Origin of the sequence: Mesorhizobium sp. M1D.F.Ca.ET.231.01.1.1 (genome assembly GCF_003999155.2) — a bacterium.
Taxonomy (GTDB): Bacteria; Pseudomonadota; Alphaproteobacteria; order Rhizobiales; family Rhizobiaceae; genus Mesorhizobium.
The window spans coordinates 142,828-160,031 of record NZ_RZOZ02000004.1; the positions used below are offsets into that span (position 1 = coordinate 142,828).

18 protein-coding genes are annotated in these 17,204 nt (G+C 64.5%); 3 read left to right on the top strand and 15 right to left on the bottom strand.

What is annotated here, in order from left to right; genetic code table 11:
* Nucleotide 1 precedes the first annotated feature (1 nt).
* Together EN874_RS13230 and EN874_RS13235 are read right to left on the bottom strand one after the other, a co-directional pair.
* Complete coding sequence (locus EN874_RS13230) at nucleotides 2–1,171, bottom strand: mandelate racemase/muconate lactonizing enzyme family protein (protein ID WP_127425134.1); 1,170 nt, start codon at nucleotides 1,169–1,171, stop codon at nucleotides 2–4.
* Nucleotides 1,172–1,227: 56 nt separating this feature from the next.
* Nucleotides 1,228–2,115: a sugar phosphate isomerase/epimerase gene (locus EN874_RS13235; RefSeq protein WP_127425135.1), complete on the bottom strand. Its 888-nt coding sequence runs from the start codon at nucleotides 2,113–2,115 to the stop codon at nucleotides 1,228–1,230.
* A gap of 399 nt (nucleotides 2,116–2,514) precedes the next feature.
* On the opposite strand from EN874_RS13235, the gene EN874_RS13240 reads away from it, so the two are divergent.
* From EN874_RS13240 to EN874_RS13250, 3 genes are all read left to right on the top strand, one after another.
* Complete coding sequence (locus EN874_RS13240; protein ID WP_127425136.1) at nucleotides 2,515–3,570, top strand: sugar phosphate isomerase/epimerase; 1,056 nt, start codon at nucleotides 2,515–2,517, stop codon at nucleotides 3,568–3,570.
* A gap of 152 nt (nucleotides 3,571–3,722) precedes the next feature.
* Nucleotides 3,723–4,910 (top strand): Gfo/Idh/MocA family oxidoreductase, encoded by a 1,188-nt coding sequence (locus EN874_RS13245; RefSeq protein WP_127425137.1) that lies wholly within the window; start codon nucleotides 3,723–3,725, stop codon nucleotides 4,908–4,910.
* Between the two features lie 165 nt (nucleotides 4,911–5,075).
* Entirely contained in the window at nucleotides 5,076–5,927 is an 852-nt protein-coding gene (locus tag EN874_RS13250) for a sugar phosphate isomerase/epimerase (protein WP_127425138.1), read from the top strand.
* Nucleotides 5,928–6,128: 201 nt separating this feature from the next.
* Here EN874_RS13250 and phnE (EN874_RS13255) read toward each other — a convergent pair whose 3' ends face one another.
* The 13 genes from phnE (EN874_RS13255) to phnG all read right to left on the bottom strand — a co-directional run bounded on the left by phnE (EN874_RS13255) (nucleotide 6,129) and on the right by phnG (nucleotide 17,106).
* Nucleotides 6,129–7,496 (bottom strand): phosphonate ABC transporter, permease protein PhnE, encoded by a 1,368-nt coding sequence (gene phnE / locus EN874_RS13255; RefSeq protein ID WP_127425139.1) that lies wholly within the window; start codon nucleotides 7,494–7,496, stop codon nucleotides 6,129–6,131.
* A gap of 1 nt (nucleotide 7,497) precedes the next feature.
* Nucleotides 7,498–8,454, bottom strand: a complete 957-nt coding sequence (gene phnE, locus EN874_RS13260) for a phosphonate ABC transporter, permease protein PhnE (protein WP_127425140.1) — start codon at nucleotides 8,452–8,454, stop codon at nucleotides 7,498–7,500.
* A 59-nt stretch (nucleotides 8,455–8,513) separates the two neighbouring features.
* Nucleotides 8,514–9,422: a phosphonate ABC transporter substrate-binding protein gene (phnD, locus tag EN874_RS13265; RefSeq protein WP_127425141.1), complete on the bottom strand. Its 909-nt coding sequence runs from the start codon at nucleotides 9,420–9,422 to the stop codon at nucleotides 8,514–8,516.
* Between the two features lie 141 nt (nucleotides 9,423–9,563).
* On the bottom strand, nucleotides 9,564–10,421 hold the full coding sequence (gene phnC / locus EN874_RS13270; protein ID WP_127425142.1) for a phosphonate ABC transporter ATP-binding protein: 858 nt from the start codon (nucleotides 10,419–10,421) through the stop codon (nucleotides 9,564–9,566).
* A gap of 172 nt (nucleotides 10,422–10,593) precedes the next feature.
* Nucleotides 10,594–11,304, bottom strand: coding sequence for a DUF1868 domain-containing protein (locus EN874_RS13275; RefSeq protein ID WP_127425143.1), 711 nt, complete (start codon nucleotides 11,302–11,304; stop codon nucleotides 10,594–10,596).
* A gap of 73 nt (nucleotides 11,305–11,377) precedes the next feature.
* Nucleotides 11,378–11,890 (bottom strand): hypothetical protein, encoded by a 513-nt coding sequence (locus tag EN874_RS13280; protein ID WP_127425144.1) that lies wholly within the window; start codon nucleotides 11,888–11,890, stop codon nucleotides 11,378–11,380.
* Between the two features lie 24 nt (nucleotides 11,891–11,914).
* Nucleotides 11,915–12,532 (bottom strand): DapH/DapD/GlmU-related protein, encoded by a 618-nt coding sequence (locus EN874_RS13285; protein WP_127425145.1) that lies wholly within the window; start codon nucleotides 12,530–12,532, stop codon nucleotides 11,915–11,917.
* Nucleotides 12,529–13,236, bottom strand: a complete 708-nt coding sequence (phnL, locus tag EN874_RS13290; RefSeq protein ID WP_127425146.1) for a phosphonate C-P lyase system protein PhnL — start codon at nucleotides 13,234–13,236, stop codon at nucleotides 12,529–12,531. Before phnL ends, EN874_RS13285 begins: the two co-directional genes overlap by 4 nt.
* A 2-nt stretch (nucleotides 13,237–13,238) precedes the next feature.
* On the bottom strand, nucleotides 13,239–14,015 hold the full coding sequence (gene phnK, locus EN874_RS13295; protein WP_127425147.1) for a phosphonate C-P lyase system protein PhnK: 777 nt from the start codon (nucleotides 14,013–14,015) through the stop codon (nucleotides 13,239–13,241).
* Nucleotides 14,012–14,923 carry an alpha-D-ribose 1-methylphosphonate 5-phosphate C-P-lyase PhnJ gene (locus EN874_RS13300; RefSeq protein WP_127425148.1) on the bottom strand — a complete coding sequence of 304 codons (912 nt, stop codon included), beginning with the start codon at nucleotides 14,921–14,923 and terminating at the stop codon, nucleotides 14,012–14,014. Before EN874_RS13300 ends, phnK begins: the two co-directional genes overlap by 4 nt.
* A complete protein-coding gene (locus EN874_RS13305; protein ID WP_127425149.1) occupies nucleotides 14,920–16,032 on the bottom strand; it encodes a carbon-phosphorus lyase complex subunit PhnI in 1,113 nt (370 codons plus the stop codon). The genes EN874_RS13300 and EN874_RS13305 overlap by 4 nt, the downstream gene beginning before the upstream one ends.
* Before the next feature lies 1 nt (nucleotide 16,033).
* Entirely contained in the window at nucleotides 16,034–16,645 is a 612-nt protein-coding gene (gene phnH, locus EN874_RS13310; protein WP_127425150.1) for a phosphonate C-P lyase system protein PhnH, read from the bottom strand.
* The gene (gene phnG, locus EN874_RS13315; protein ID WP_127425151.1) at nucleotides 16,645–17,106 is read right to left on the bottom strand and encodes a phosphonate C-P lyase system protein PhnG; all 462 of its coding nucleotides are present in this window, start codon (nucleotides 17,104–17,106) and stop codon (nucleotides 16,645–16,647) included. The genes phnH and phnG overlap by 1 nt, the downstream gene beginning before the upstream one ends.
* Nucleotides 17,107–17,204 lie beyond the last annotated feature (98 nt).

Sequence of the window (17,204 nt, forward strand, 5' to 3'; positions counted from 1 at the left end):
GTCAAATGCGTTGCGCGTGCGCCTCCAGGAATCGCTCCGAAACGGTGAATCCCAACCCAGGCTTTTCAGGGATCGCTATCATACCGTCCTTTGCTTCGACAGTCTCCTCGACGAGGTCGTGGATCATCGGATTGGCGCCCAGCGAGTATTCGACGGTGAAGCTCGCGGGCGAGGCCGCGCAGACATGCAAGCCGGCGAAGAAGCAGGGCGCGCCGGCCCACAGATGCGGCGCGAAGCGCAGGTTGAAGGCGCTGGCGATGGTGCCGATCTTCATCGCCTCGCTGATGCCGCCGCAGAAGGCGGGATCGGGCTGGAAGATGTCGGCCGATTTCAACACCGCGAGATCGCGGAAGGCATAGCGCGTCGCCTCGCTCTCGCCGGTGGCGATCGGTGTTGAGCCCGAGGCGCGCACCTCGGCCATGCCTGGCTTGTCGTCGGCGATCACCGGTTCCTCGAACCAGGCGAGGTCGAGATCGGCAGTGAGGCCGATGAAGCGCTTGGCTTCGGCCACGGTGTAGGTGCCGTGCGCGTCGACCATCAGATCGATGCCGGGGCCGATCGCTTCCCTGGCGGCGCGCACGCGCGCGGCCGAGATATGCGGTGCGCCGTCCATCGCGCCGACGCGCATCTTCAGCGCCTTGAAGCCGCCTTTGTCGATGTAGGATTTGAGCTGCTCGCCGATGGCATCGGCCGAAGCCCAGCCGCCGGAGGCATAGGCCTGCATGCGCTCGACCTTGCGGCCGCCGAGCAGCCGCCAGACCGGCTGCCCCAGCGACTTGCCGAGGATGTCCCAGAGCGCGATGTCGACGGCGCTGATCGCCGCCACGCTCATGCCGCGCCGCGCCAGTTGCGGCATGGCATGCCCGGCATGGGCTGCCGTGTTGTGGCGCACGCCGTTGTAGAGCATCTCCCAGATGATGCCGATATCGGCCGGGTCGCGGCCGATGAGCTGCGGCGCAATCTCGTGATTCAGCATGTGGACAAGCGCGCCGTAGCTGCCGGCGCTGCCGGCGGCATTCTTGCCCTCGCCCCAGCCGACCAGGCCGTCATCGGTTTCGATGCGCAAAATCGCGGCGTCGAACGTCGTCACCTGACCGAAGTCGCTGCGATGCTGCTTCGCGACTTCGATCGGTATGCGGACCCACCAGGCCTGGACGCTTTTGATACGCATCTTCATCCCCGGCCCCGCCGCCCCGGCGAGGGCGGAAGGGCTAAGCTTCGATCGAACTACTTGATCAGCGGCAGCAGCGTTTCGGCGGTGATGCGCATCTGATCTGTATAGAACTTCTCGGTGAGCAGGCTGGAGCCGTGATCCTGGATGAATTTGAGCTGCTCGGGCGAGATGTCGACCGGGTTGCGCTCCACCATCTCCGGATAGGGCGCGGCCGGCGTGCGGTCGACGGGCGCGACGAACTCGTTGGTCAGCGCGCCGTCATAGCCGATCTCCTTCAGCGTGCCGACGATCTTCGGCCAGTCGATCTGGCCGAGGCCGGCGGCGAAGCGGTTGTTGTCGGCGACATGGAAGTCGAAAAGACGTTTTCCCACCTGACGGATGGCGTCGTAGACGTTAAATTCCTCCATGTGGATGTGGTAGGCGTCGAGGCAGACGCCGCATTCCGGGCTCACCGCATCGGCAAGCGCGAGCGCCTGGGCGCCGCGGTTGAACAGATAGGTCTCGAAGCGGTTGAGCGGCTCGACGGCTATCTTGACGCCGACCTTCTTGGCATGGGCGAAGCATTCGCGCGTGGCGTCCACCACCCAGCCCCACTCTTCCGCTTCGGTGCCGTCGGGCACCACCTTGCCGACGGTGGCCGGAACGAGCGTGATGATCTCTCCGTCGAGCTCGCTCACCATGGTGAGCACGTCCTTGACGTATTGCACCGAGCGCTCGCGCTGGCCCTGGTTCTTGGCGGCAAGGTTGCGTTCGCCCAGCATCAGCGTCACCGAGCCCCAGCAGCGGATGCCGTGTTCCTTCAAGAGCGCGCGCGTCTCCTTGGTCTTGTACTGCTCGGGCTCGCCGGAAATCTCGATCGACTCATAGCCAAGTTTCTTGATGCGCTTGAGCGTCACCTCCAGCGGCTCCGCCCGCATCCAGTTGTGCGTCGAAAGATGCATGGTCTATCCTTCCCAGAATTCGCCTGTCTTTTTTTGGCGGCGTTCTCCAACGAGCCCGCCGCATGTTCTCCTCCCCACGGCGTTCCAGCGGTTTTTCTCGAAACTGGTTCGACCAATTGGGCCTGACAAGACCTCTACAGCAAATTCACATGAACGGCAAGGAGACCGGGAGACGGGCTCGGAGTGTCAAGTAATTTATTGATTTTTATCGACTAAATTCTACAGGCGCGACCCTGCCCGGCGCTTTTGGCGCGTTTCCGACCGCTTGACCAAACGGCCATATTTGGTAATACCAGAATGGCGCCGCGCTCTGGCGTCGATATCAAATGACCGAACGGGCTGGCCCTCACTTCAATCGGCGCTATGCTTGGTCGCGAAAATCAGAGAGGGAGGATGCCGATGCCGACGACGATGAAGGGTCCCGGCCTGTTTCTGGCGCAGTTCGCGGGCGACGCCGCTCCATTCAATTCGCTGGCCTCGATCACCAAATGGGCGGCCGGACTCGGCTACATAGGCGTGCAGATCCCGACCTGGGACGGCCGCCTGTTCGACCTTAAGAAGGCGGCCTCGTCGAAAGCCTATTGCGACGAGGTGAAGGGGATATGCGCCGACGCGGGCGTCGAGATCACCGAGCTATCGACTCACCTGCAGGGTCAGCTGGTCGCAGTGCATCCGGCCTATGACGCGCAGTTCGACGGTTTCGCGCCGGCGGCGGTGCACAACAATCCGAAAGCCAGGCAGAAATGGGCCGTCGAGCAGATGGAGTTCGGCGCCAAGGCGTCGAAGAATCTCGGCCTCAAGGCGTCGGTTTCCTTCAGCGGCGCGCTCGCCTTCCCGTACCTGTATCCGTGGCCGCAGCGGCCGCCGGGGCTGATCGAGGAGGCATTCGCCGAGCTCGGCAAGCGGTGGAAGCCGATCCTCGACGTCTATGACGAGAACGGCGTCGATGTCGGCTACGAGATCCATCCGGGCGAGGACGTGTTCGACGGCGCGACGTTCGAGATGTTCCTCGACGCGGTCGGCGGGCACAAGCGCTGCAACATCAACTACGATCCGTCGCACTTCCTGTTGCAGCAGCTCGACTATCTCGACTTCATCGACATCTACCACGAGCGGATCAAGGCCTTCCACGTCAAGGATGCCGAGTTCAACCCGACGGGGCGTCAGGGCGTCTATTCGGGTTATCAGGGCTGGGTCAACCGCGCGGGACGCTTCCGCTCGCTCGGCGACGGCCAGGTGGATTTCAGCGGCATCTTCTCAAAGCTCACCCAGTACAATTACGATTCCTGGGCGGTGCTGGAATGGGAATGCTGCCTGAAGCATCCGGAAGACGGCGCTGCCGAAGGCGCCCCCTTCATCCAGCACCACATCATCCGGGTCACGGAGAGGGCTTTCGACGATTTCGCCGGCGGCACCAGCGACAAGAAGCTTTTGCGCGCGATGATGGGGATCTAGCACCGCTTTCCCTCCCCCTTCAGGGGAGGGTCGATCCGCAAAGTGGATCGGGTGGGGTCGCGGGGCGTGGAGCCCGGCATGAACCGACCCTTCCCGGCCTTTCGGGCCACCCTCTCCTCGATGGGAGGGTATTTCAGACAAGGGAGACAAAAATGGTCGGCGCATCGAAGTCGGAAACGGGAGGCGGCCCGATCCGCTACGGCATGGTCGGCGGCGGGCAGGGCGCCTTCATCGGCGCGGTGCACCGGATCGCGGCGCGCATGGACAACGACTTCGTGCTGGTGGCCGGAGCGCTGTCGTCTGACCCGGAACGGGCAAAGGCTTCGGCCGAAGAACTCGGGCTCGATCCGGCGCGCAGCTACGGCTCCTATGCCGAGATGGCCAAGGCCGAGGCGAAGCGTCCGGACGGCATCGAGGCGGTGGCGATCGTCACGCCCAACAATGTCCATGTGCCGGCGGCCAAGGCCTTTCTCGAGGCCGGCATCCATGTCATCTGCGACAAACCGCTGGCGACCACGCTGGCCGAGGCGAAGAAGCTTGCAGCCTTGGTCGAGAAGACCGGCAAGGTGTTCGTGCTCACGCACAACTACACCGCCTATCCGATGATCCGCCAGGCGCGCGAGATGGTGGCCAAGGGCATGCTCGGCGACATCCGCATCGTGCAGTCGGAATATCCGCAGGACTGGCTGACCGAGGACCTCGCCGCCACCGGGCAGAAGCAGGCGTCGTGGCGCTCCGATCCCAAGCAGGCCGGCGCCGGCGGCGCGCTCGGCGACATCGGCACGCATGCCTACAACCTTGCCCGCTTCGTCTCCGGGCTCGAGCTCGATACGCTCTCGGCCGATCTCGACGCCTTCGTGCCGGGCCGTCAGCTCGACGACAACGTCAACGTCATGCTGCGCTTCAAGCCGCTCGGCCAAGCGCATCCGGCCAAGGGTATGATCTGGGCGAGCCAGGTGGCGCCCGGCCACGAGAACGGGCTGAAGCTGCGCATCTACGGCTCGAAGGGCGGGCTCGAATGGGTGCAGGCCGACCCGAACTATCTCTGGTATACGCCGTTCGGCCAGCCGAAGCAGTTGCTCACCCGCGCCGGCGCGGGCGCGATGCCGGTGGCTGGGCGCGTGACACGCGTGCCGTCCGGCCATCCGGAAGGCTATCTCGAAGGTTTCGCCAACATCTACCAGGAGGCGGCCCGCGCCATCCGCGCGGCGCGCAAGAAGGGCGGCAAGCTTGCCAAGGATGTCGTCTTCCCCACGATCGCGGACGGCGTCGAGGGCATGGCCTTCATCGAGGCCTGCGTGAAGTCGTCGAAGAAGAATGGGGCGTGGACGAAGCTCTAGGGGTGTCGATATTCAGGTGAGGCTGGTCTGCGAACGGCGGCTTCCTGCGCTTCCGGTGCTCACGTACTTAAGTACGCTCCGCTCCGGTTCTCGTAAGCCACCGTTCTCGACTCGGCCTGACCTGAATCTCATCCCCCCTTGATCGAAGGTGATGGGGAGGGGTCGATGAAAATCGGCATGTGCATGTTCTTGTGGACGACGAGCGTCTCGAAGAAGCACGAGGCGCTGCTCAAAGACATCAAGGCGACAGGCTTCGACGGCGTCGAGATCCCGGTCTTCGCGGGGCAACCGGACGACTACAGGAAGCTCGGCGAGATGCTCGACCGTATCGGCCTGGAGCGCACGGCAGTCTCGGCCATGGGCGATCCGGCGATGAATCTGATCGCGCCGGATGCCGCGACGCGCAGGGCCGGCATCGACTACATGAAATGGGCGATCGACTGCAGCGCGGCGCTCGGCGCGAACAGGCTGAGCGGGCCGCTGCACTCGACGCTCGGCGCCTTCTCCGGCAGCGGACCGACGGCGGCGGAGAAGAAGCGTTCGGTCGCCTCGCAGCGCGCCATCGGCGACCATGCCGGCAAGAAGGGCGTCACCATCGGGCTCGAAGCGCTCAACCGCTTCGAATGCTATCTGCTGAACACAATGGACGATCTGTGCGAGCATATCGATGCGATCGACCGGCCGCACATCAAGGCGATGTATGACACCTTCCATGCCAATATCGAGGAGGCCGACCCGATCGGCGCCTATACGCGCAACCGCAAGAATGTCGTCCATATCCATATTTCGGAGAACGACCGCGGCGTGCCGGGGCGCGGCAACATCCCGTGGAGGGAGACGTTTTCCGCCATCCGCAAGAGCGGCTATGACGACTGGCTGACCATCGAGTCCTTCGGCCGCTCGCTCAAGGACCTGGCGGCGGCGACCAAGGTTTGGCGCGATTTTGCCGAGAGCCCGGAGGCGGTCTATCGCGAGGGGTATAGGCATATCAGGGATGGATGGAGGAAGGCGGCTTAGGTCCTCCCTTCGTCATCCTCGGGCGGAGCGGGAGCGAAGCGGACGCGGAGACCCGAGGATCCATTCCGTGACGTCGACGCGCCGCAGCGATGCAGAATTCTGCACCGCTGCATTCTACGGCTCAGGTAACGGAATGGATCCTCGGGTCTGCGCCGCGTCGCTTCGCTCCTTGCTCCGCCCGTGGATGACGAAGGCGCGAAATTACCCCCGCTCGCCCTGCAATCTGTTGTAATCATGCAGCGTGCGGCTCAGCCTTCGGCGCAGGAAGTTCGAGATGTTGTCGAAGACGAAGACGACGAACAGCGTCAAAAGCACCATGTAGAAGACGTTGGCCCAGTTCGAGTTGGTGCGCATGGCTTCCCATAGCTTCAGGCCGATGCCGCCGGCGCCGACAGCGCCGATGATGGTCGCGCCGCGGGTGTTCGATTCCCACTGGTAGAGCGTCTGGCTGATGAAGATCGGCACCACTTCCGGCAGCACGCCGTAGCGTTGCACAAGCAGGCCGTTGGCGCCGGTCGACAGCACGCCTTCGCGCGGCTTGTCGTCGATGTTTTCCAATGCCTCGGAATAGGTTTTGCCGAGCGTGCCGATCTCGGTGAAGAAGATCGCGGCACTTCCGGCCAGCGGGCCGGGGCCGAAGGCGCGCGTGAAGAACAGCGCCCAGATCAGCATGTCGACCGAGCGCATGAAGTCGAAGAAGCGCTTCAGCACCTGGCTGAGCAGACCGCTCGGCGTGATGTTGCGGGCGGCGAAGAAGGCCAGCGGGAAGGCGACGATGCCGCCGAGCAGCGTGCCCAGGAAGGCCATGACGATGGTCTGCAAGAGCTTCGTCCAGACGTCGCCATGCTGCCACTGCGCGTTGTTCCAGATGTTGTCGGCGGCCAAAGCAAGGTTCGACGTGCCCGGCTTGAGATCGGGTCCGGAAACGATCAGCGATAACACCTCGCCTGCCGATTTGCCGAAGAAGGGCGAGCGGGTGTCGAAGACAAAGTTCGCCCAGCCAAGAAAGCGCTTGCGCACCTTGACGCGGTCGACGGTTACGCGCACCTCGCCGACGAAGCCCATCTTGGCGACGACCTCGTCGTCATGCACTGTCACCCAGTCCGGCACCGGGCCTTCCACCAGCGGTTTGCCGCCGGTGAGCGACACCGGCACCGTCTGGCCGTTGGCGACGATCGTCGCCCTTGTCTTGTCGAAGGTGACGGACTTTGCCTCGCCGTCGATCCGCACGGTGAAGCTGCCGTCCGGATTCCTGATCACCCAGTCCGGATTGGGGTTTTCGCCGAGCGCGGAGAAGCGCGGATATTTCGGCGTGATCTGAGGCTGGTCGAGGCGGAATTCCGGCTGCAGGTCGTAGCTGATCCATTGCGACAGGAAGAGCGGCAGGCGCTCCCAATGCGACTCCTTAAGCACCTGCGGCAGGCTGAAGAACCACAGGGCATAGGCGAGATAGAGCAGCGTGCCCGCGATCAGGAAAAGCGGCCAGAAGCGCTTGTAGGCGGGCCGGTGGAATATCTGCGGGTGCCGTTCCTCGATCGCACTGATTTCGTTGACAGTAAGGGCTGCCATATCAAGCGCTCATCAGAAATGCCTGCTCGCCGACGAGCTTGCGGCGCAGCCAGGCGGAGAACTGGTCGACGAGGAAGATGGTGACGAAGAGAAGCAGCACCAGCGCCAGCGTCTTGGCGCCGAAACCGCGCGAAATTGCAAGCTTCAGCTCCTCGCCGATGCCGCCGCCGCCGACCGCGCCCATGATGGTCGAGATGCGCACGTTGATCTCGATTCTGAGCAGCGTGTAGGACATGAAGTTCGGCAGCACCTGCGGCAGGTCGGCGAAGCGCACGCGCTCGATCCAGTTGGCGCCGACCGCGCGCAGGCCCTCCTCGGGGCGCATGTCGATGTTTTCGTTGATCTCGTAGAACAGTTTGCCCAGCGCGCCGATCGAATGCAGGCCGATCGCAATGATGGCCGCGACCGGGCCGATCGAGACGATGGCGGCGAACAGACCGGCAATGACGATCTCGGGGAAGGCGCGCAGCAGTTCCATGAAACGCTTGACGATGAGCCGCAGGATCGGGCTAGGCGTCAGGTTGCGTGCGGCGATGAAGGAGAAAGGCACGGCAAAGACGAAGCCGATGAAGGTCGAGACCAGCGCCACGTTGACGGTGGTCAGCATCAGCTCGAAATATTCGGGGATGTAGAAGCCGTCCCAGACATGGACGCGGCCGAGCGGGAAATTGAATTCCTGCGTGCCCTTGTCGTGCGGCGAGGCGATGTCGAACAGCGCCCGCCAGACGTCGTTCCAGTCCTTCGGGATCAGCCAGCTCAGGAAATCGAGAATATGCGGCAGGCGGTCGAAGAAGTGGCCGGCATTGGCCTCGTCGGCGAACCACATGGTCGCAAGCATGGCAACCAGCAGCAGACCGACCCCGAACGCCGTGTAGAAGCGGCGCAGCGATGTCTGACGCCGCCAGGCGTCGGCCTGTTGCCTTGTCGCATCGGAATGGATTGTCGCTGAGGCTGTCATGATCGGAGCATGCAAAAAGGGCGGCGCTTTGGAGTCGCCGCCCCTTTTTCCTGATGCCGTCAGCCGCCGATCGCGGCTTTGCGGGCTTCGACGATGACGCTGTAGAAGTCCGGCTTCACCGGCACGTAGCCGGTGAAATCGCCGCCCTCGACGCCCTCGAAGCAGGCCTTGTCCTTGACCGGCAGGGCGGTGAAGAAATCGGTGAGCTTGGCGGTCATCTCAGCGCCGAGCGCGGTGCGCACGACCAGCGGACCGTTCGGGATCAGGCCCGAGCGCCACACTTCGACGAAGTCGTTCGGGTCGACGGCGTCCTTGGCGACTTCCTTATGGAAGGTGCCGGAGGTGTAGCCGTTCTTGAAGTCGCCGATGCCGGAGGAATCGTCCACCGCCACGTCGACCTTGCCGTCGCGGACGGCAAGCACGTTGTTCTCATGGCCGCCGTTGAACTGCGTCGAGGCGAAGTAGGTCTCGTTGGAGGCGCCGGTGTCCTTCGGAATCTGGGTCAGCGGGATCAGGTAGCCCGAGGTCGAATCCGGGTCGGCATAGCCGAGCTTCTTGCCCTTGGCCGACTTGATGTCGGTGATGCCGGAGGTCTTCAGCGCCAGGCCGATCGAATAGTAGCCGGTCGAGCCGTCGGTCTGCTTGGTGGTGAGGATCGGGGTGACGGCCTTCGGGTCCTTGAGGTAGACGCTGGCGTAGCCGGACGCGCCGAGCTCGGCGAAGTCGAGCGTGCCACCGAGCAGGCCCTGGATGACGCCGTCATAGTCGGCGGCCGGGAACAGCGACACCTTCTCGAAGCCGAATTCGGCCTTCAGTTGGTCGGCAAGGCACTGGTAGTTGCGCAGGCGGTCGGTTTCGTTCTCGCCGCCGAGGATGCCGACGCGGAACTCCTTGACGTCTGCGGCGTGGGCAGCGCTTGCCGCCATGGCCAGTATCGATACGGCACTGAAAACCATTTTCCTGAACATTTTGACCTCTCTCCTGTTTTGCCGGCTTCGCGCCGGCAGCGTCCGAATTCTTGAATTCAGCCTTTGACGCGGGCGGGCGATCCGGGTTGCTCTTGTCGAAATCCACGATTTGCCCGGAACCATTTCGGCCCCGGGGTGGACTCAGTAGCCAGGGAAGGCCGGTTCGAGCGGTCCGGCGGATGCGGTGATCTTCGGCTTGATGCTCACGCTGGTCGACGTGATGGCCTCGGAGATATCGAAGCCGTTGGCGTCGGCGCCATAGACCGTGCGTACGGCGTCGCGGTCGAGATCCTCGGGCGCGCCGTCGAACACGACCTTGCCGGCGGCCATGCCGATGATGCGGTTGCAATAGGCGCGGGCGGTGTCCAGCGTGTGCAGGTTGGTGACGACGGTGATGCCTTCGCGCAGATTGATGTCGCGCAGCGAGTCCATCACCACCTTGGCGTTGAGCGGGTCGAGCGAGGCGATCGGCTCGTCGGCCAGCAGTACCTTCGGCTGCTGCATCATGGCGCGCGCGATCGCCACGCGCTGCTGCTGGCCGCCGGACAGCGTGCCGGCCGGCTGCAGCGCGGTGCGGGCGATGTCGAGGCGCTCGAGCGCGGCCACCGCCTCGGCGCATTCGGCGCGCGAGAACATGCCGAGCAGATTGGAAAGCGTGGAGCGATGATTGAGGCGGCCAAGCAGGACGTTGGTCAGCACGTCGAGGCGCGGCACAAGGTTGAACTGTTGGAAGATCATGGCGCAGTCGCGCTGCCAGCGGCGCAGCGGCGAGCCTTGCAGTCTGGAAACCTCGGCGCCGTCAAAAAAAATCGACCCCTGGCTGGGATCGATAAGACGGTTGATCATACGCAGCAACGTCGACTTACCGGCGCCGGAGCGGCCGATGATGCCGACCATCTGCCCCTGCGGGATCGAGATGTTGATGTCGCTGACAGCGGTGTTCTTGCCAAATCGTCGGGTTACGCCGCGGATTTCCAGCGTGGCCGATAGTGCTGACATGGCAGGGCTCCGGTACGTCGCGGTTTTGAAGGTCCGTTAACCTTCGCTAGCGCAGCCCGATGAAGCTGGGGTGTCGGATTGATGTCAGTTTTGTTACGTCCCACAGGCCATTCTTGTTTATGCATGTCGTCGTCCCAAAACCGCTGCGCAGTTTTGGGCGAAGTCCATGGGGTCAGCCGAGGACCAGCAATTCCTCGAAATGCTTCATATCCTTGAAGCTGCAAAAGGCCGGCGGCCTGAACTCGATCACCGGAGCCTCGCGTTCGAGAAACGACAGGCAATCGTCGAACAGATCCTGCCAGGCGGACGCCCGCTCGTCGGCGAGGCGGCGGATCTGGTAGGCAAAAGTGATGTGGAAAACATAGGTGTCGTGGTCGGGGTGACGATAGCCGAACGGGACGGTCAGCGCGTCGCGCCACAGACGCAGGGTGCGTTCGTCCTCGTCGGAAGCACCGGCGACCGTGAGGCCGTTCGGCGTGACGCCGATGGTCTTGACGCGGAAAGGCGGGCAAGGCTGAAAGCCCTGCAGCCGCTCTAGATAGAGACGCGTCATATCGTCGATGCTGGTGTCGAGCGGTATGTCGGCCGGCCAGTAAGGAAGGCGGCGCCGGTATTCGATGATGCCCTGGAACAGGGTCATGTGCAGGCTGGAGACCGGCGTGAAGGCCAGGCGATCGGCGTCGGGCATGGCGCGCATGCGCTCGCGCACCTCGATGATTGCGGCTTCGGAAGGAGAGTCCTGGACGAGGTGGCTGACGACCGTGTTGCCGGGCTCGAGGAGGAAGTTGCCCGATGTGTCGTAGCGCGTGCCGAGATGCGCCGGCGCCGCCGGATTGCTGCCTTCGAAGAAGGCGGCGAGCGAAGGTCCGACTGTTGCGAGCATGGCAATCTCCTTGGGGAGATGGCCTCGTGTCCGAGTCCTGTGTCAGGGGTGTGAAAACTGTAGCGGACAGGCGTCAAAGGCAGGGGTTCGCCAAAGGTTCGCGATCGACTTCAAGGAGCTTATCCATCTCGGCAATGATCTGCCTGCGATCGAGCGACCTTATTGAATTGTAGAGCTGCATGCCGTCGCCCCCCGGCTGGCACGAGGCGCTGCGGCGCTTTGCGGCTATCTCGCGGACTTGACGCTGCTGGTCTTCCAGAGCCGACGGCGTGGTGTCCGAGTTCCGCACGATGAACGCTTTAATGCGGTCGATCTGGGACTGAACAAAGACAAGGAAGTCACGGTCCTGCTCGGGAGAGCAGGTCTCTCCGACGGCTTCGATCTCGGTATAAATCATCCAGGCGCAAAGGACAGCACCGCGAGGGTCGCTCTTTGGCTGCTCGGCAAGAGCGTGCCGAGGCAAAAAAGTCACCGACCCAAGCAGGCAAAGGCTAATCCATCGTTTCAGCATTCCGGCCTCCACAGCTTTCAAGGCGGCAAGAATAGTAGGCAAAATGCGGAGGCGGCGCCATTGCTGTTCGGCCACGCAGATGGGAGCCGGCGCCAATCATTAACCGCTGTGTTTCTCCAGGAAAGCCTCAGCCGAGAGTTCGCGAAAATCGTCGAGTGCTGCCCGCAGCCGGGCATGGTCCCAGTCCCACCAGGCGAGCGCCTGGTAGCGCTCGGCGGTGCGGCGGTCGAAGCGCTCGCGGATCGGTTTTGCCGGCACGCCGGCGACGATGGTGTAGGGCGCAACATCCTTGGATACTACTGCGCCCGCGCCGACCGCCGCGCCGTCGCCGACGGTCACGCCCGGCAGGATGGTCGAGCCATGGCCGAGCCAGGTGTCGTGGCCGATGGTGACGCGTTTGGCGCGACGCTGGGCGAAGAACTCGCTCTCATGCTCGGCGTCGTCCCAATAGTCGGAGGCGCGGTAGGTGAAGTGGTGCAGCGTCGGCCGCCAGGTCGGATGATTGGTGGCGTTGATGCGCACGCTTGCCGCGATGTTGGAGAATTTTCGAATGGTCGCGCACCAGACGGCGCAGTCCTGCATCATGTAGGAATAGTCGCCAAGCTCGCTTTCCGAGACGCGGCTGCGCTCGGCAATCTCGGTCCAGCGGCCGAGCTTGGAGTTTTCGACCTCGGCCGTTTCGTGCACCAGCGGCGCCTCGGAAAGCTTCCTCGTCATGCGGCGATCCTGCCTGCAGCGAAGGCGGTGACGTCGATGACGCGGTCGGCCACCCCGTCTCGCACATCCTGGTCGTGGAAGATGCCGAGGAGCGCAACGCCTGCCGCCTTCTTGGCGGCGATAAGCTCGACCACGACATCGCGGTTCCTGGCGTCGAGCGAAGCGGTGGGCTCGTCGAGCAAAAGGATCGGATGTTCGGTGATGAAGCCGCGGGCGATGTTGACGCGCTGCTGCTCGCCGCCGGAGAAGGTCGCGGGCGGCAGGGTCCAGAGCTTTTCCGGCAGGTTGAGCTTAGCCAATAGCGAACGCGCCTTCGCCCGCGCCGCCTCTCTGTCCTCGCCGCGCTCGACAAGTGGCTCGGCGACCACGTCGAGCGCGGAGACGCGCGGCACGGTGCGCAGGAACTGGCTAACATAACCGATGGTATGGCGGCGCACGGAGAGCACGGTGCGCGGGCTGGCGGAGGCGAGGTCGATCAACCCGCCACCATGCTGGACGATGATCTGCCCCGCGTCGACGGCGTAATTGCCGTAGAGCATTTTGAGGATCGAGCTTTTTCCCGCGCCGGACGGGCCGCCGAGCACCGCGCATTCGCCGGAGCGGATCGAGAAGGAGACGCCCGTCACCACCGGCAGCGTGACACCGTCGCGCAGATGCATGGTGAAGCTTTTCGCGACCTCGGAAACGACAAGCGGAGTAGCCATGATCACACCTGCAGGATGGAAGAAACAAGCAACTGAGTGTAAGGCGCCCGCGGGTCGTCGAGGACGCGGTCGGTGAGGCCGCTTTCGACGACGCGGCCGTCCTTCATCACCATCATGCGCTGCGAGAGCAGCCGCGCCACGGCCAGGTCATGGGTAACCACGATCGCGGCAAGGCCAAGATCGGTGACCAGGCCGCGCAGCAGGTCGAGCAGGCGCGCCTGCACGGAGACGTCGAGGCCGCCGGTCGGCTCGTCCATGAACACCAGGCGCGGCCCTGTCACCAGGTTGCGGGCGATCTGCAGGCGCTGGCGCATGCCGCCGGAAAAGGCGCGCGGCTCGTCGTCGATGCGGTCCTCGTCGATCTCGACGCGCGACAGCCAGTCGACCGCGGTGGCGCGGATCCTGCCGTAGTGGCGGTCGCCCACCGCCATCAGCCTCTCGCCGACATTGGCGCCGGCCGACACCGTCATGCGCAGCCCGTCGGCCGGGTTCTGATGGACAAAGCCCCAGTCGGTGCGCATCAGGAAGCGGCGCTCCGCCTCGCTCATCCGGTAGAGCTCGCGCCACTGGCCGTCGCGCATGCGGTAGCTCGCAGTGCCGGAGGAGGGCAGCAGCCGCGTCGACAGGCAGTTGAGCAGCGTCGTCTTGCCCGAGCCGGACTCACCGACCACCGCCAGGACCTCGCCCGGCCAGAGATCGAAGGAGATGCCCTCGCAGCCGACGCGCGAGCCGTAGAATTTGGAGAGCGCGGAGACGCGCAGCAGCGGTTCGTCGGTCATTCGGCCGGCTCCGTTTTTTCGAGAGCAAGTTGGGCGTCAGGCGCAAGGTGGCCGCGATGGCCATCGGCGCGGCGCTTCTCGCAGTGGTCGGTGTCCGAGCAGACGAACATGTGGCCGCCATGGTCGTCGAGGATGACCTCGTCGAGATAGACATTCTCGGCAGCGCAGAGCGCGCATGGCTGGTCGAAGGTCTGCACCTCGAAGGGATGGTCCTCGAAATCGAGGCTAACGACGTCGGTGAAGGGCGGCAGCGCATAGATGCGCTTCTCGCGTCCGGCGCCGAACAGCTGCAAGGCCGGCGAACGATGCATCTTCGGATTGTCGAATTTCGGCGTCGGCGAGGGATCCATCACATAGCGGCCCTCGACCTTGACCGGATAGGCATAGGTGGTGGCGATGCGGCCGTGCCTGGCGATGTCCTCATAGAGCTTCACATGCATGAGGCCGTATTCCTCCAGCGCATGCATCTTGCGCGTCTCGGTCTCGCGCGGCTCGAGGAAACGCAGCGGCTCGGGGATCGGCACCTGGAAGACCAGAATTTGGCCCGCGGTGAGCGGATGCTCGGGGATGCGGTGGCGGGTCTGGATGATCGTTGCCGCCGCCGTCTCGGTGGTGACGGCGACCTTGGCGACCTTCTTGAAGAAGGCGCGGATCGAGACGGCGTTGGTGGTGTCGTCGGCGCCTTGGTCGATGACCTTCAGCACGTCGTACGGGCCGATGATCGAGGCGGTAACCTGGACGCCGCCGGTACCCCAGCCATAGGGCATCGGCATCTCGCGCGAGGCGAAGGGCACCTGGTAGCCGGGGATGGCGATGCCCTTCAGGATGGCGCGGCGGATCATCCGCTTGGTCTGCTCGTCGAGATAGGCGAAGTTGTAGGTCGCGATGTCGGTCGATTGCGCGTTCATTCCGCGGCCTCCCTCTTCTCTTCGGCCTTGTCCTGGTTTTCCCGCGCCTCGTATTCGGCGCGCATGCGGCGGACCAGGTCGAGCTCGGCCTGGAAGTCGACATAATGCGGCAGCTTCAGATGCTCGACGAAGCCGGTCGCCTGGACGTTGTCGGAATGCGAGATGACGAACTCCTCGTCCTGCGCAGCGGCGACCACATCCTCGCCGAGCTCGCTCGCGCGCAGCGCCCGGTCGCATAGCGCCATGGCCATCGCCTTGCGCTCGCTCTGGCCGAAGACCAGGCCGTAGCCGCGGGTGAATTGCGGCGGCGCGTTGGCCGAACCCTTGAACTGGTTGACCATCTGGCATTCGGTGACGCGGATGGATCCCAAAGGCACGGCGAAGGGTAGCTCCGGCACATCCAGCTCCAGCTCGACCTCGCCGATGCGCACCTCGCCGACGAAAGGATGGTTGCGGGCATAGCCGCGCTGCGTCGAATAGCCGAGCGCCAGCAGAAAACCCTCGTCGCCGCGCGACAGCGCCTGCAAGCGGACGTCACGCGCCATCGGGAACTGCAGCGGCTCGCGGGTGATGTCGCCGGGAACATGCTCGCCGGGCATGTTGCCATCTGCCTCGATCAGGCCCTCGCGGGCGAGGATCGCCGAGACGCGCGGCATGGGCTCGGCCTCGGCCGGGCGCTGGGCCGGCGTTTCGACCTCGGCGTCGGCGGCGAGCTCGGGATCGAGCAAACGGTGTGTGTAGTCGAAGGTCGGGCCGAGCACCTGGCCGCCGGGCAGGTCCTTGTAGGTGGCCGACACCCGCCGCTCGACCTGCATGGCGCCGGTATCGAGCGGGTTGGTGTAGCCAAAGCGCGGCAGCGTGGTGCGGTAGGCGCGCACCAGGAAGATCGCCTCGATCATGTCTCCGCGCGCCTGGACGACGGCCAAAGCCGCGAGCTCGCGATCGTAGAGCGAGCCTTCGCTCATCACCCGGTCGACGCCGAGCGCCAGCTGCTCGACGATCTGGTCGAGGCGCAGCGCCGGAACCGACCGGTCGCCGCGCCGCCGGTCGGCCAGCAGGCGGTGCGCATTGGCGATTGCGGCCTCGCCGCCTTTCACCGCGACATACATGTCAGGCCTCCATCGTCTTGATGCGGGTGGTGCGCGGCAGGCAGGCGAGGCCGCTGGGCGCCGCCAGGATGATGTCGACGCCGCGCGGGAAACGCTGGTTGTTCTGCTTCCACTGCTCGACGAAATGGCGCGGCATGCCTGTCGGCGCGATCATCGCGGTCGTCTCGATGCCGGGGCCTTCGAGCAGCAGCGACTGACCGGAGGCGAGATCGTCGACCAAAAGGATCAGCGTCGTCGAGCGATCCGGGTATTCCTGCGTGCCTTGCGAAAAGCCGTCGAGCGCCGCCATCTCCGCAGGGTTGGCGATCAAAGCGAAATGCGCATCGGCCGGCGTGTTGGCCAAAGGCGCACCAGTGTGGAAGCCGAGCCACGCTTTTACGGCGGCTTCTGCCTGCAGCCGCAGGTCGAGCCAGATCGGCGTGTCGTTGTCGCAGAGGGCCAGCGCCACGGCGCCTGCGGTCGCCGACAGCGGCGCCGGCGGATGGGCGAGCGGCGACAGAGCCTGAACGCTGCCGGGGCGCGCCATCGCGTCCATGACGGCGCGGAACACGGTTTGCGCGTTGAAGACCGGATCGGCGAAGCCGCCTTCGACCGATTGCGTGGCGATACCCATCAGTCCTCTCCGCGCACCATGGTGAAGAAATCGACTTTCGTGGCCGCCGTTTCGACGCGGCGTTTGTCGCGCGATGCATCGAGCGCTGCGCGCAGCGGCGCGACGAGCTTGGTCTCGACCGCTTCGCGATGGGCCGGGTCCTGCCAGAGCGCGTCGGCGATCGCCGCGAGCTTTGCCTTGGCCTTGTCGCGGCCGAGCGCATAGGAATGGCCGACCTGTCCCGAGGGCAGCCGGACAGTGGCGCGGGTGACGGTCGCCTCGCCGACATTGAACGGCGCGCCGCCGCCGCCGATCCGTCCGCGCACCGTCACCAGTCCGGTTTCGGGGCCGCGCAGCAGTTCGGCTTCCGAGGGCAGGCCGGAGCCGTTCCAAAGGCGCGCGATCTCATGGGGCGCCGCGTGCGCGAGCGTCGCCATCACGGCCTTCCGCTCGGTCTGCTCGCGCGCTTCCTGTCCTCGCATCGCTTTCACTCCTCGTATGGGATAATTTGTCTATTGATATAGACAACTATACAAATTATATTCATCTCCTAGCGGGAGTCCATGACGGGTGGATGACA